At 63.9% G+C, this 13,734-nt stretch carries 12 protein-coding genes; 10 read left to right on the forward strand and 2 right to left on the reverse strand.

Annotated features, from left to right (window positions below; all coding sequences use genetic code 11):
- Positions 1-3: 3 nt before the first annotated feature.
- The 10 genes from traE to QZ648_RS12305 all read left to right on the forward strand — a co-directional run bounded on the left by traE (position 4) and on the right by QZ648_RS12305 (position 11,931).
- A complete protein-coding gene (gene traE, locus QZ648_RS12260; RefSeq protein WP_291997207.1) occupies positions 4-594 on the forward strand; it encodes a type IV conjugative transfer system protein TraE in 591 nt (196 codons plus the stop codon).
- Complete coding sequence (locus QZ648_RS12265) at positions 530-1,252, forward strand: type-F conjugative transfer system secretin TraK (protein ID WP_291997208.1); 723 nt, start codon at positions 530-532, stop codon at positions 1,250-1,252. Before traE ends, QZ648_RS12265 begins: the two co-directional genes overlap by 65 nt.
- The gene (locus tag QZ648_RS12270) at positions 1,245-2,531 is read left to right on the forward strand and encodes a TraB/VirB10 family protein (protein ID WP_291997209.1); all 1,287 of its coding nucleotides are present in this window, start codon (positions 1,245-1,247) and stop codon (positions 2,529-2,531) included. The genes QZ648_RS12265 and QZ648_RS12270 overlap by 8 nt, the downstream gene beginning before the upstream one ends.
- Before the next feature lie 3 nt (positions 2,532-2,534).
- Positions 2,535-3,245: a DsbC family protein gene (locus tag QZ648_RS12275; protein WP_291997210.1), complete on the forward strand. Its 711-nt coding sequence runs from the start codon at positions 2,535-2,537 to the stop codon at positions 3,243-3,245.
- Complete coding sequence (traV, locus tag QZ648_RS12280) at positions 3,242-3,850, forward strand: type IV conjugative transfer system lipoprotein TraV (protein ID WP_291997211.1); 609 nt, start codon at positions 3,242-3,244, stop codon at positions 3,848-3,850. Before QZ648_RS12275 ends, traV begins: the two co-directional genes overlap by 4 nt.
- Positions 3,847-6,432, forward strand: a complete 2,586-nt coding sequence (traC, locus tag QZ648_RS12285) for a type IV secretion system protein TraC (RefSeq protein ID WP_291997212.1) — start codon at positions 3,847-3,849, stop codon at positions 6,430-6,432. Before traV ends, traC begins: the two co-directional genes overlap by 4 nt.
- Positions 6,433-6,444: 12 nt before the next feature.
- A complete protein-coding gene (locus tag QZ648_RS12290; RefSeq protein WP_291997213.1) occupies positions 6,445-6,837 on the forward strand; it encodes a hypothetical protein in 393 nt (130 codons plus the stop codon).
- Positions 6,838-6,918: 81 nt separating this feature from the next.
- Positions 6,919-7,632 (forward strand): conjugal transfer protein TraF, encoded by a 714-nt coding sequence (locus QZ648_RS12295; protein WP_291997214.1) that lies wholly within the window; start codon positions 6,919-6,921, stop codon positions 7,630-7,632.
- Between the two features lie 8 nt (positions 7,633-7,640).
- Positions 7,641-9,065, forward strand: a complete 1,425-nt coding sequence (locus QZ648_RS12300) for a conjugal transfer protein TraH (RefSeq protein ID WP_291997215.1) — start codon at positions 7,641-7,643, stop codon at positions 9,063-9,065.
- A gap of 43 nt (positions 9,066-9,108) precedes the next feature.
- Positions 9,109-11,931, forward strand: a complete 2,823-nt coding sequence (locus QZ648_RS12305) for a conjugal transfer protein TraG N-terminal domain-containing protein (RefSeq protein WP_291997216.1) — start codon at positions 9,109-9,111, stop codon at positions 11,929-11,931.
- A 52-nt stretch (positions 11,932-11,983) separates the two neighbouring features.
- On the opposite strand, the gene QZ648_RS12310 is transcribed toward QZ648_RS12305, so the two are convergent.
- Together QZ648_RS12310 and QZ648_RS12315 are read right to left on the reverse strand one after the other, a co-directional pair.
- Positions 11,984-12,619 (reverse strand): hypothetical protein, encoded by a 636-nt coding sequence (locus QZ648_RS12310; protein WP_291997217.1) that lies wholly within the window; start codon positions 12,617-12,619, stop codon positions 11,984-11,986.
- A 106-nt stretch (positions 12,620-12,725) separates the two neighbouring features.
- Positions 12,726-13,583, reverse strand: coding sequence for a hypothetical protein (locus QZ648_RS12315; protein WP_291997218.1), 858 nt, complete (start codon positions 13,581-13,583; stop codon positions 12,726-12,728).
- Between the last annotated feature and the right edge of the window lie 151 nt (positions 13,584-13,734).

Genomic DNA, 13,734 nt, shown 5'->3' on the forward strand with positions numbered 1-13,734 from the left:
GCCATGCGCCTTCGAACCTTCACCTCCGAGCGGGACAATCATCGTGCTGAAATCACCTTCATGCGCATTGCCGTCGGCGGGCTCGTCCTGGCGCTGCTGGCCAATGCGGGCGCCTTGCTCAGCGTGGCCGGCTCCGAAAGAACCGTGCTGGTACCGCCGGAAATTAACAAGAGCTTCTGGGTCAGCGGCGAGAAGGTCTCCGGGGATTACCTGCAGGAGATGGCGTACTGGTACGCGGGCCTGGCGCTCAACATCACGCCGCACGTCGCCGAGTACCAGAAAGGCCTTTTCCTCAAATACGCCGCCCCCAGCGAATACGGCCGTCTCCAGGCCGAGTTCGGCGCTCGTACCGATTTCATCCGCAAGAACAACGCCTCGACCCAGTTTTCTGCGCAATCGGTGATGCCCGACGAGACCGCCATGAAAGTGGCCCTCGCCGGAGTCCTGATGACCTGGGTTGGGGACAAGAAAGCTTCCGAGAAGCAGACCACCTATGTGGTCGGCTTCCGTTACCGCAATGGGAGACTGCATGTATCCGAATTCAGGGAAACCAGCGATCGGGACCCGTTTGGCGCTGACGTTACTCCTCGCTAGCGTCGCGTCACCGCTCTTAGCCGCGCAGCTCCTGGAGGGCCGCCCGGACGATGCGCTGACCGCCACGGTCTCGCGCAACGAACCGAACCTGATCCGCGTCGATGGCGGAAAAATTCGCCGTATCCACGGCGTCGAAGGCGAGTTCGTCGTCAGTGCCGACCGGGAAACCGGCGCCGCCTACCTCAAACCGACGACCGAGCAGGCGCAGTTCAGCGTCTTCGTCGCCGACGATGCCGGCCGTCACTGGAAATTGCTGCTCCAGACCGCCGACATCCCGGCAGAAACGCTGGTCATTCGCGATCGCAGTCAGGCACGCAGCGAGGGCAAAGCCATTCTGGCCGACGACTCACGCCTCGGGGCGATCCGCCGTGTCCTTCTGGCGCTGGCGCGCGACGCCGAACCCGAAGACATGACCGCCCGAAACACACTGGAGATCGTCCCCCTCTGGAACGAAGCGCGCCTGATCCTGGTAAGGACGCTGGATGGCGCCTTGTTCGGAGAGAAGTACCAGCTGACCAACGTCTCGTCGTCGCGGATGGTGATCGACGAGCGTGAGCTATACCGACCGGGCGTGTTGGCGGTGATGGTCGACTCGCTCGAACTCGAACCGGGTGAAAGCACGGACGTCCTGGTCGTCCTGGAGGGACGTGATGGCTGAGTCACCCGGCAACCGGATCGCCTCGACGATCGCCAGGCTGTCCCCTAAACAGCGGCAGCTCCTGATCCTGGGGCTCGGGGGGTCAGTCTTCGCAGTGCTCATCTTCGGCGGTGTGGCGCTTTGGGACCAGCCGACCACGCTTCCCGAGGGAACGCCGCCGGTGCGCCCGCACCCGCTGCCAATCAGCGCCCCCGGCGCCCAGGCCGACCCCCGCGACATCTGGATGAGCAAGTCCAGCGAGCAGATGCGCCAGATGGAGGAGATGATCCAGGGCCTACGCCAGCAGGTCGACCTGATCGAGCGGAAGCCACCGGTCCAGAATCCGGTTTTGCAGGCACTGCCGCCGCAGCCGCTTTCTTCGCCACCACCGGTGATCGAGCCCCTCAACCTGCCACCACTGCCTCCGCTGCCTCCGCTGCCCCCGCTACCGGCGAATCCGGGCGCAGGGATGAACTCGGACGGACAGCTGGCGTTACCCAGGCCACCGGGGATTGCCACCTTCGAAGTGAGCGACGCCAAGGTCAGCCCACCCGCGGCGGGTGGGCAGGGGGCCGACCAGAAAGACGCTCGCAGCTACGTGCCATCGGGCTCGTTCTTCCGGGCGGTATTACTCGGTGGTCTCGACGCACCCACCGGAGGGCAGGCGCAAAGCAACCCGCACCCGGTCCTCATGCGCGTTCAGGACAACGCCTTCCTGCCGAACCGCTACCGCTTCAAGATCAAGGAATGCTTTGCGCTGGGCGCCAGCTATGGCGACATCAGCGCCGAGCGGGCCTATATCCGACTCGAATCCTTGTCCTGTGTGCGCCGCGACGGCAAGGCGATCGATGTCCCGGTCAAGGGCTACGTCGTCGGTGAAGACGGCAAGGCCGGCATGCGCGGCCGTCTGATCAGCAAGCAGGGGCAGGTGCTCGCCAATGCCTTGCTCGCCGGCATCGGCGCGGGTATCGGGCAGGCCTTCCAGCAGAGCGCGATGACGGTTTCGACGAGCCCGCTGGGGTCGATCGGCTCCGTCGATCCCGGGAAACAGGTCCAGGCCGGTCTGGGAACCGGGGTCGGCAAGGCGCTCGATCGCCTCTCGCAGTACTACATCACGCTGGCCGAGAAGATGTTCCCGATCATCGAGATCGACGCCGGTCGCACCGTCGAGGTGGTGTTTACCAAAGGCTTTTCTCTCGCCGGCGGGTCCGCCGGAGGCGGCGATTCCGACAGCTACACCGACATCTGGCGGCGCGGCCGCGAAGTCCAGAAGAAACCCCTCGAACCTTTCAAGGAGTGATCCATGTCGTTCAAACCTCTACTGGTCCTGCTCTCCCTGACTCTTTCCCTGGCACACGCCGACGAGAACGTCGAGGCGATGGCCGCGCGGCTCAAGCAGATGTATCCGGCGACCCGCATCGAGCGTGTCGACCCCTCGGAGATTCCCGCCCTCCATGAAGTCGTGATGGGGCAGAACGTGGCCTATACCGATGCCTCCGGGCGCTATTTCGTCTTCGGACATCTCTTTGACATGCAGACGCAGCGCGACCTGACGGCCGAGCGCCTGGAGAAACAGCAACGCGTGGGGTTTTCCGAGCTGCCGTTCGCCGATGCCATCAAGACGGTTCGTGGCAAGGGTGAGCGCGTGCTGGCCGTGTTCTCGGATCCGGATTGCCCGTACTGCCAGCGGCTCGAAAGCGAACTCGAGAAACTCGACAACCTCACCCTGTACACCTTTGCCTATCCGCTGGAAAGCCTGCACCCGGAAGCGAAGGACAAGGCGGTGTCGGTCTGGTGCGCGCCCGATCGTGCGCGTGCCTGGGCCGAACTGATGAAGAGCGGCCAGGCACCGACGAAGCGCAGCTGTGACCACCCGGTCGATCGCAACATCGCACTCGCCCAGCGGCTGGGAATCCAGGGCACGCCCACGCTGCTGTCCGCCGACGGGCGTGTTCTGCCAGGTGCCGCGAGCAGCGAGCGGATCGAGCAATGGCTGGCGGAGAGCCGGCCATGAGCCGGGCAGTGCTTAGGGTCTCGTCCATGCTGGTGCTCGCTCTCCCGGTATTCCTCGTGGGATGCGCGGGCACGATGTCCGGGCTCGACGGGCAAGGCAAGTTCTCCTGCAAGGCGCCGGACGGGATTGCTTGTGCTTCACTCGCTGGCGTCTACGCCAACGCGCTGCAGAACAACCTGCCGGGACAAGTTCTGCCGGAGGCGACGGACAAGGCCGCTCCGGTCGAGAGCCCCGGCGAAACCCTCCGCTCGTCGATCAAGCGTGCCGTTCCCAGCTCCGGCGAGCCGATCCGCAGCGCCCAGAAAGTGCGACGGATATGGCTCGCGCCCTGGGAGGACGACGAGGAAGTGCTGCACGACCAGTCGTATGTCTACTTCGTCGTCGATCCCGGTCGTTGGCAGTTGGCCCACACGCGGCGCGGTGCCAGTGAAGCCTATCGGCCGGTCATGCCGCCAGCGGCCTTCACCCCCGCCGCAACGAATCCCGACGAGCGTCCGACTCTCCGGATGGAGCGCGAGGCTTCGGGGTCTGCTAATCCGCCGTCGCTTCCCCTGCGGGGGCGCGAGTTCCTGCAGCCGCCAAGCGCTTCGGAGGGTAACGAATGAGCCTGTCCGATAGCCTTCGCGAGGCCTTCCTGCCGGAGCGATCGGCCCACGCCGATCGTCTGCCACGGCGGTTGTTGCGCGAGATTTCCCGCATGCCGCGACTCACCGGCATCCTGCCGTACGTTGCCTGGCAGGACGAGACGCGACTCTTTGCCCTCGATCAGGGCGCTTTCGGGGAACGTGAATCGCAGGCCATCGGTTTTTGCATTGAGGTCTTGCCGCAAACCGGCGCCAACGACGAAATGGAGAAGGTGCTGGCGAGTCTCTTCGTCTCCTGCCCGCCGGGGACCGGCATCCAGGTCACGCTCTACGGGAGCCCGGACATTCTCCCGGTCCTGCGGGCGCAGGCGAATCTCCTGCCGCGAGCGGGCACTCATGCCCCCACCGACTATTCGTGCGCATGGGAAGATCGCCGTCACGACAACATCTTCCGGCTGCTCGCGCGGCGGCGCATCGACCACTACCTGCACGGTACCGGACAGTCAATTTTTTCGCATCAGACCTATCTGCTACGGGATTTTCGGGGGGTGATCTCGATCACCTTGCCGCTCGACCCCGAGGTGCCGGCCGACATCGACGAGGCGCTGCGCGTTCGGGAGAGCGTTCACGCCACCTTAAAATCGGCGCACTTGCCGGGCCACGACTGGGGACCCGAGCAGCTGTTGCACTTCGTCGCGCCCTTCTTCGATCACGCGTCGCTGTTCACGGGTCGTGGGCTGCGCCCCCTCGAATGGAACGAGGCACAGCCCCTCCGGGACCAGGTCTCACACCACGAGATCGCCTCGCGGCTCGGCGACAGCGACATTCGCTTTCGTCAGGCCGGCGGCGACGAATCAGTGCTGCAACTCTTCTCGGTTCGCCAGTACCCGCGCTACTTTCGTCTGGCGGGCATGAACACCCTGATCGGCGACCCCTACCAGCTCGCCCTGTCGATGCCGTGTCCCTTCCTGATCACCATGGGGGCGGTCGCGCTCGACTACGAGGCGGCCCGGAGCAAGGCGCAGATCAAGGCGACCCGCGCGACGCAGAGCGCGGGCTCGTACATGGCGCACTTCCAGCCCGACCTGCAGGAACGCAAGCGCGACTGGGACATGGTGCTCAAGACCTTCGACAGCGGTCGCACGGTGGTCGGGATGTATCACCAGATCTGCCTCTTGGCCAAGGTCGCGGACGCCGGACGCTGCGAGCACGCCGTGCGCGCGGTCTGGCGCGCCCGCGGTTTCGATCTCACCAAGGATTTCTATCTGCAGCACCAGGCGCTGGCAGCGGCCTTGCCGATGACGCTGACGCCCGCCCTGCAGGCGGACGTGCGTCAGTTCGGGCGGATCAGCACCAAGACTGCCGACAACGCAGTGATGATGTCGCCGCTGATCGCCGAGTGGAAAGGTACGCCGACGCCGGTCATGACGCTCTTTGGCCGGCGCGGCCAGGTGCTCGGTTTCGATCTCTTCGACAACACCGGCGGCAACTTCAATTTCGCGGTCGCGGCGCTCTCCGGTTCCGGCAAGTCGGTCTTCGTGAACGAAATGACCTATCGCTACCTCGGCGCCGGCGCCAAGGTTTGGATCATCGACGTCGGACGATCGTACAAAAACCTCTGTGACTTGCTTGACGGCGAGTTCATCGAGTTCTCGGACGAGCGGCGCAACACGCTGTGTCTCAACCCGTTCTCGATGATCATCGATATCAACGCCGACATGGAAATGGTCTTGCCGCTGCTGGCCCAGATGGCGAGCCCCCGCGAACCCCTGGACAACTACAGCTACACCGCGCTCGGCTCGGCAATCAAGCGCGTCTGGGATGCCAAGGGCCGAACCGCGACGATCACCGACATCTACACCCTCCTGCAGACCGGCCGGTTGTCGAGCGAAGGCGAGTACGAGCGCGACCTGAGTCGCCTGGCGACGGCGCTGGAGCCCTATACCCGGCACGGGGTCTATGCGAGCTACTTCGAGGGGGACGCCAATATCGCCTTCGACCGGGATCTCGTGGTGCTCGAACTCGAAGAGCTGAAAGCCAAGAAGGACCTGCAGTCGGTGGTGATGCAACTGATCATGTACCGCATTACCCAGGAGATGTACCGCGACCGCTCCCGGCGCAAGCTGGTGATCATCGACGAAAGCTGGGATCTGATGGGCAGCGGCGCCAGCGGTAGTTTCATCGAAGCCGGTTATCGCCGCGCCCGCAAGTATGGCGGCGCCTTCGGCACCATCACCCAATCCGTGGACGACTATTACAAGAACGAGGCGACCCGGGCGGCGATCAACAACGCCGACTGGCTCTTCCTGCTGCGCCAGAAACCAGAAAACATCGAGCGCCTGGGAACAGAAGGGAAACTCGTGCTCGACGAATGGCTGAAGCGCCAACTCGCCTCGGTGAGTACCGAGCACGGCCACTTTTCTGAAATCTATATCCATTCGCCGGTCGGCTCGGGCCTCGGACGACTCCTGCTCGATCCCTTCTCGATGCTCGTCTATTCCACCCGCGCCGAGGATTTCCAGGCGATCAAGCACCTGCGCGAGCAAGGGCTGTCGGTTTCGGAAGCCGTCGAGCGTCTGGTCATTGAACGTGCGTCACGATAGGGCGGCCGCGTCATGAACCCATTCAGAACAGCGTTGCTTACCGGCGCCCTGACGCTGCTGCTCGGCGCCGGCATCGTGGCGTCCTGGCTGCACTTCCGGCCGCTGGAGATTCCGCGCTTCGCGCGCGTCAATATCGGCGCCTTGGTCGCTCAGCAGCAGCAATCGCTGGTCGAACGGGTCAAGCCGGGCATGGACGCCACGGAACAGGCCAGGCTCTTCGAGGACGCCAAAGCCTTCGGGCTGCGGCTCGATGCAGCCCTCGACCAGGTCGCGCAGGAGTGCCAATGCGCGCTGATCAATTCAGCGGCCTTGCTCAAGGCCTCGTCCGCTGCGGCGATTCCAGATCTTTCCGCACGGGTGGCGGAACTTGTTGGCACGGCGCCAGCAAGCCCGTCGGCGCAGTGATCGATGCGATCCCTCGTGATGGCCGTGTGCTGCCTCTGCTTCGGCAGCGCCTCAGCGAACAGCGGACTGGAGTACCCGTCGATGTGGATCTGTGACGAGGATCGGTTCAACTGGTATTGCGACATCCCGCCGGAAGCGGAGCCGACCGACAGCCCTACCGAGAACCCCGAAGCGAAGGCGCTCAGGGAGGAAGTCGAAGCCGTCGCGGCCCTGAAGGCCTTGCGAGAAGACGCCGAGCGGAAGAGGGCGCTGGCCATCATCAAGCCGACCCCGGAGAACTTGAAGCGCTACATCGTTGCGCAGGAAGCGCTGATGGATCGGGCGTCCGTCTTCTCGGACGTCTGGCGGCGCGTCATCTGGGCGAATCCCGAACTCAACTACCAGTTGCGTAACCCGTCCAACAACGCCGCCATTCAGGTCCGCGATACCCAGCGCTCGCGCAAGGCAAGCGAGACGCTGGCCGGGCTCGCCGGCGAGTGGGGGATTTTCTTCTTCTTCCGCTCGGATTGCCCGTACTGCCATCGCTTGGCGCCGGCCCTGAAGTGGCTCTCCGAGCAGTACGGCATCGCCGTGTTTCCGATCTCGCTCGATGGCGGCGGACTACCCGAGTTTCCACAGCCCTCGCGAGACAACGGCATGGCCGCTGCGCTGGGCGTTAGCGTCGTGCCTCTGGTGGTGCTCGGCAATGTCAAGGATCGCCGGCTGCTCCCGATCGGCTCGGGCGTGCTCTCGGCGCAGGAGATCGTCGAGCGCATTTACATCCTGACGCAAACGCGTCCCGGCGAACTCTATTGAGGCGGATCGTGACTACTCCAGGATTTCGGCGAACGCTTGCCGTCACACTCGTTTTTGCGGCCCTCACCAGTCAGGCAAGCGCCAACGTTTCGCAATCGATGCAGGACTGGTTCAACGACATCGGAGCTTATGGCAATGTAACCGGTGCCAACGCCTACCGCGGGCAGACGATGAATTTCTATACCGGCGGCAGTCTCTACATGCGCACACCGGTGCGCAACTACCCGCTGGCGAGCATCACACCGCCGTCGTTTCGGGCGGGCTGCGGCGGCATCGATCTTTATGCCGGATCGTTTTCCTTCATCAACAAGGACCAGTTCGTCGCATTGCTGCGAAACATCGGTAACAACGCCATCGGCGCGGCGTTCAACATGGCGCTCTGCTCGATGTCCCCGGACCTTTGCGATCTGCTGAAATACCTGCAGGACCAGGTGTCGAAGATGAACAACCTCAACATCAATTCCTGCCAGGCCGCCGAAGGAATCGTCACCGCCGCCGGGAGCCTGCTGACCGACCGCACCCAGGAGAAGGAAGGCAAGACCGCCGGGGCGAGCCTGAACCTGTTCGGCGATGTCTTCGAGTCCTGGGACGAGTGGAAGAAGAGCCGGGTCACGGCCAGGAACATCCGGACGGCAGCCAGGAACGCGTCAGCGGGCTATCGCGAGCTTTTCGAGCCGGGCAACGTCGTCTGGCGATCGCTGTCGCGCGTCTCCGGTGTCAGCGATGAAACCAAAGAACTGCTGATGAGCCTGACCGGCACGATCATCGTCACACCGCCCGGTGAGAACGGTGACGAGAAAGCGCGGTGGACCTATCTGCCCGGCGGCAAATTGACCTTCCGGCAGTTCGTCGGTGACGGCGGAGCTACGACGGTGACCCTGCCGGGTCTCAAGTGCGGTGTCGATACTGCCGAGTGCATGAGTCCGACCTTCTCGGAGACCGCCTTCTCCGTGACGCCGTTCTCCCGGCAAGTGAGGATCCGGATTGCCGCCATGCGCGACAAGATCGTCAACCGCGATGCCTCCGGCCAGTCGAACCTGGATACCGCACTGATCGGCACCTCGTCGCTGCCGGTCTGGAAGATGCTCGCGGTGTCGAGCAGCATCCCCGGTGGTGACCGGATCACCGAGGACTACGCGCAGCTCATCGCCGTCGATGTGGCCTACGCCTACTTCACGAACCTCTCGAAGACTCTGCGCAATGCGCTGCAGAACGAAACCGGCAAGAGCGGCCCCGATGCCGTCGCGGCGGCCGAGAAGATCCTGGTCCGGCTCAACGAGATCGAGCAGGAGGCCCGCGACATGCTGCGCGCCGAGTACCAGAAAGGCATGCAGGTCGTCGAACTGAGCCGTTCGCTGCAACTCCTGCATCAAAGCCTGAATGCCGGGATGCCGACCAACATTTTCCAGTCGATGATGGTCTTCAACCGCTAGGCCGCGTCGCAGCGTCTGGCCCAAGCATCCGGAGAGAGCAAACATGTACGAGGTCTATGCCTACTGGAACGTCGCCGAGTTGGAGGCGATGTTCAATGCCGTCGCGGCGATCATGGGCAGCGGCGACTACCTCGGCCTGCTGCGGACCATGGCGATCGTCGGCGTGATCGTCGTCGTCATCGCCACCCTGAGCGGACGTGAACGGCTCGACGGGATGTGGAAATGGCTCTTCTTCCTGGCCATCTTCCAGGCGCTTCTGCTCGTGCCGAAGGTGACGGTGACGATCGTCGATCGCACCGGCAACGAGCCACCGCGTGCGGTGGCCAACGTGCCGATCGGGCTGGGTGCCTTTGCGCACGCGATGAGCAAGGTCGGCGACTGGCTGACCGGCGCTTTCGAGACGGTCTTCTCACTTCCCGACGACGTACGCTTCCGCAAGAACGGCACCCTGTTCGGCCACCGGGTGTTGGCCGAGCGACTCGCCGTGAAGAGCGGCAATCCGATACTGACCAGCAACCTGCTGGAGTTCTACCGCGAGTGCGTCGCACCCGATGTGGCGACCGGCTACATCCGCATGAAGGAAGACATCATCGAGGTCAATAACGTCTGGGCCAGCCTGAATGGCAAGACCAACCCGGCGCGGCTGGTGACCGTGCGCGACATCAGCGATCCGATGCTGCTGAACACCGTCGGTTGCGATGTCGCCTATCAGAGCCTCAGCACGCAGCTCACCGCCGAGTCGAACCGCCAGCTTACCTTGCTGGGTTCGCGCCTCTATCCAAAGATGAGCCAGGCGGACGCCGGCGCGGCGATCGTCGCCTCGCTGGCCACGTCGACCAACTATCTCCTCGGCGTTGCGGCTTCGGCACAGGACGCCGTGAAACAGGCGATCGTTGCCAACTTCATGATCGATGCGCAGTACCTGGTACCCGCGCAGCTGGGGGATGCCGCCAGCGCGCAGACCAACCTGGCGATGGCGCAATCGCTGCGCTCGACCAGCGACTCGTACAAGCTGATGGCGCGCATCGCCGAATCGACGATGCCCAAGGTGCGCAACGCCATCGAACTCGTTCAGTACGCGATCTTCCCGGTCTTCCTGCTCTTCGTGGTGATCAGCGGTCACCAGGCCGGGGCAATCATCAAGTCCTACGCCACGAGCCTGTTCTGGATTCAGCTCTGGGCACCGCTCTACGCGGTGATGAACTTCATCATCACCATGTATTCGCGCAGCCACTACACCAACGGCAGCGCCGGCGGCGGCCTGGCGATCGAGCAGATGAGTTTCCTGAATACCGCGATCATCAGCGACCAGGCGATTGCCGGGATGCTGGTGATCTCGATCCCGGCCATTGCCGCGGCCATCGTCAAGGGCGGCGAGGTCGGCCTGCAGGCCGTCGCCGGTCTGGTGGCGCCCCCGCGGGATCCCGAGAAGATCGCTAGCGCCCTGGCGATGGGCAACATGCAGATGGGCCACGCCTCGCTCAACAATGTCAGTCACGACACCCAGAAGGGCCTGACGGTGGACATGAACCCGAGCCTTCGGCAGGGGATGACCAATTACCAGGCGCGCGGGGGATTCGACTACAGCCACTTTTCTGGCGGCGGCTTCGTCGTCCGCCAGGGAAAAAGTGACGTCCGTGCCGACATGGCGCTCAATGATTCCCTGGGTGCCGCGGCGAAAGAGAACTACGAACGTTCCCAGCAGGCCACCCGGCAACATTCCGCGGAGTACGCGGAAAGTGCGCTCGCCGCCCTCAAGCAGGAGGCCGGATTCGAGCGCAGCCACAGTCAGGGCAGCAGCGATGGCACCGGCTACCGCCACGGCATGGGGTCCAGTCGCAACCACGAGGCGAACGACAGCCTGCGCCAAGTCGATCAGTGGGCCAAAAAACTCGGCGTCAGCGAAAAGGTGGCGATGGAAATGATGATCGGCGCCTCGATGGGCATGAATACGCCGAAGCTCCTCGAGATCGCCGGGCTTCGGGGGGGCGTGGAGCTCTCCGCCAAGCTGCGCAACTCTGCCGACGCCACGCGATCGCTGGAGGAGATGGCGCAGTTCGCCAGTGAATCGAGTTTTGGTAAAAAGGTCGGCACCGTGCTCGACAACGGCTGGGAGCGCAACTATCGAAGCACCGACGACGGCAGGACTTCGGGCAGCGAGGGGATGCGTGCGTCGCTGGATCACGCGCGGCAGTCGCGCGAAGCCTTCAGCGCCTCCTTGCAGGAAACGGAAGGGCATCGGCAGATGTGGGAGCTGTCGCACAGCGGCCAGCTGGGCTCGAACCTGCAGCTCCAGGATCATTTCATCAAGGATTTCCTGCTGCCCAAGCTCGATTTCAACTACGAGACATTCCAGGGGATCATGGGCGACCCGTACAAGCTGCGCCCGTACATCGCCGAATATACCGCGCAGAACTACGACCGGATGCTCGGCGAGATGGCCGGCCAGGTGCAGGGGGCAGATGCAGTCGGCGCGCGGCATGCGGCGGATCGAAGCAGCGTTCCCGGTGCCGCTGCGGTCGGGCAGGCGGGGGAAGGCTACCGGGGACAGGTGACGGGCAGGGCGGCAGGTGCCGGGGTCTCGGCACAGGGGCGCCCGAGTGATGAGACCGCGCATACGGCGATGCGGGAATTCTCGACGAACGCGTATGCGATACGGGACCGCAAGGAGGGAGCGGCGCAGACGCACCAGGAGACCGCGACACCTACAGATTTCAGCAAGCTGAACCCGGTGTCACCGGTCGGTAAGGGTGCGGCGGTTGTCGGTGAGGTTGGGAAAGCGGCGGGACGGGTGGTCGAGGGGCTGAGCGGGGAAGATCCCGGTCAGTATGTTCGGGACACGCTGGCCGGGAAGAAGAAGCCTTGAGCCGCCGCGGTCGTCATCTGGAGAAAGGAAGCATTTTGCCCAAGAGCCGCGATCAGCCACCGGTGAGGTCAGCGGCGCGCCGTTCCAACGCTTCGAGTGCCACTCGTTGCGCCGCGTTCGCCACCGCATGTGCGCTGCGCAGGTACTGTGGTCGGTCATGCCTGGCGAAGTCTTCGATCATCTGATCGACAATGCTCGCGAAGTCCGCGGCCGCAGCGGTCTTGGCCAGGCAAGGAAAGTAGGCCGCAAACACGCTGCGCCACTCGGCGCCAAGTTGCCAGGAGCCGCCCTCGTCGGCGAAGAAGATCACGTCGTCGTGTCCCTCGTCGATATGCCGAAGCAGCCCGAAAAGAAGCTCGAACGTCTGGCGGGCGACTTCGTATTGTCCGCTGTCCGCGGCACTGATGCATTCGCGCAGGAGACGCTTGAACTGGGCGATGAAGGCATCCGTGCCCCGCGACTGTTCCGTGCAGTTCCTGGAATTCACCTCGAAGTCTTCGAAGTAGCGACCAGCGAGACTATCGACGTGGAACGTCTGCACTTCGTCGAGCAAGGCGTTTGGTGTCGCCCTTGCTTCTGACGCGCCGTCTTCTACGTGCACGTAGTCGCCCACGAGAGCCTGCAATGTCACCCTCGGCACGAGTTCTATTGCCCGTTCGGCGATGATCAGCAGATCGCCGCGGCTCATTGCTCGCAGCTCCTTTCGCAGGCTCTCCAGATCGGTGTTGCGGCTGGTCATCCTGGGGCCTGCACCTGAAGTGTAGGAGGGCACTGTCCTTCGATGGACGATCGCATCACGCTGCTTTCATCCGGGCGCGTCGCGCCACGCGCGGAGGCGAACAGCGCTGGAGGATCCGTTTCCAGCCGTTGCGGGCGGCAACGGCCTCGCGCAGAATGTCCACGTACTCCAACGCATCGACGCGTTCATCGGGCGGCATCGATCCCCGCTCGCGTTCTGCGAGCAGCTCTTGCCTACCCCGCGGGCTGTCGCCAAGCGAGTGCAGGCGGCTGTAGGCTTCGCAGGCGTAGGCGAAAGTCTCGCGCTTGCCGTAATCGATCTCCAGCAGCCACTCACGTGTTCGGGTTTTCGGTAGCCCGATCGTCTCGCGCTTGCAGTTGTGGAAGATGTGCGCCGCCTCGTGAACAACGAAGTCTTCGAAGCGACCGGGCGCGTCGAAAGAGGCTGCAGACAGATAGCAGGTCGTCTCCTCGCTCAGGCCCAGCAGGGGGGGAGCGTCCTCGGCGAGGAGCTCCACGCCCAGTCCCCCGAGATAAAGGTTCGCCAGATCCCAGGCGGTGGCCAGCCATTGCGTGTTTTGCAGCTGCGCGTCGATTGTGGCCGGGGTGAGAAGAATGACCGAGCGTTCGAGCAGATCGAGGACCGACGCCTGTTCGGAGGCCGGGAACAGTCCACGTACCATCGGTGCCACTTTTCCGCGTGTGAAGGCAACGACGTCAATGTTGGCGACTGTTTCCGGGAATGCGATGTGCACGGTACGGCTATGGACCGCGGAGATCAGTGCCGAGCGCAGCGCGGCGTCGCCGCCGTGGAGGCGGGCGAGGAAGTCGTTGCCCGGCCAGGCGCGAAAGTGGGCGTCGTGCTCGCCGCTGCGAAGGTAGCGTTCGGTAGCCTGTTCAGGGGTTTCGGGCATCGGTCTTCATCCTTTGGAAGGCCTATTGTCTTCGCAAATCGATATTCCAGCACGGGTATTGTCCGGGTCGCGTTGGGCGCGCCGGGACGAACGTCGACGACGTCAAGTACTCTCGGCCCGTCAACGAAAGATCCGCCTGTCGCTGGCCATG

Origin of the sequence: Candidatus Accumulibacter sp. ACC012 (genome assembly GCF_907163155.1) — a bacterium.
Taxonomy (GTDB): domain Bacteria; phylum Pseudomonadota; class Gammaproteobacteria; order Burkholderiales; family Rhodocyclaceae; genus Accumulibacter; species Accumulibacter delftensis.

What these genes read in the sequence shown, in the direction of transcription:
- traE (WP_291997207.1), top strand. Translation starts at nt 4, where the DNA reads ATGCGCCTTCGAACCTTCACCTCCGAGCGGGACAATCATCGTGCTGAA.
- QZ648_RS12265 (WP_291997208.1), top strand. Translation starts at nt 530, where the DNA reads ATGTATCCGAATTCAGGGAAACCAGCGATCGGGACCCGTTTGGCGCTG.
- QZ648_RS12270 (WP_291997209.1), top strand. Translation starts at nt 1,245, where the DNA reads ATGGCTGAGTCACCCGGCAACCGGATCGCCTCGACGATCGCCAGGCTG.
- QZ648_RS12275 (WP_291997210.1), top strand. Translation starts at nt 2,535, where the DNA reads ATGTCGTTCAAACCTCTACTGGTCCTGCTCTCCCTGACTCTTTCCCTG.
- traV (WP_291997211.1), top strand. Translation starts at nt 3,242, where the DNA reads ATGAGCCGGGCAGTGCTTAGGGTCTCGTCCATGCTGGTGCTCGCTCTC.
- traC (WP_291997212.1), top strand. Translation starts at nt 3,847, where the DNA reads ATGAGCCTGTCCGATAGCCTTCGCGAGGCCTTCCTGCCGGAGCGATCG.
- QZ648_RS12290 (WP_291997213.1), top strand. Translation starts at nt 6,445, where the DNA reads ATGAACCCATTCAGAACAGCGTTGCTTACCGGCGCCCTGACGCTGCTG.
- QZ648_RS12295 (WP_291997214.1), top strand. Translation starts at nt 6,919, where the DNA reads ATGTGGATCTGTGACGAGGATCGGTTCAACTGGTATTGCGACATCCCG.
- QZ648_RS12305 (WP_291997216.1), top strand. Translation starts at nt 9,109, where the DNA reads ATGTACGAGGTCTATGCCTACTGGAACGTCGCCGAGTTGGAGGCGATG.
- QZ648_RS12310 (WP_291997217.1), bottom strand. Translation starts at nt 12,619, where the DNA reads ATGAGCCGCGGCGATCTGCTGATCATCGCCGAACGGGCAATAGAACTC.
- QZ648_RS12315 (WP_291997218.1), bottom strand. Translation starts at nt 13,583, where the DNA reads ATGCCCGAAACCCCTGAACAGGCTACCGAACGCTACCTTCGCAGCGGC.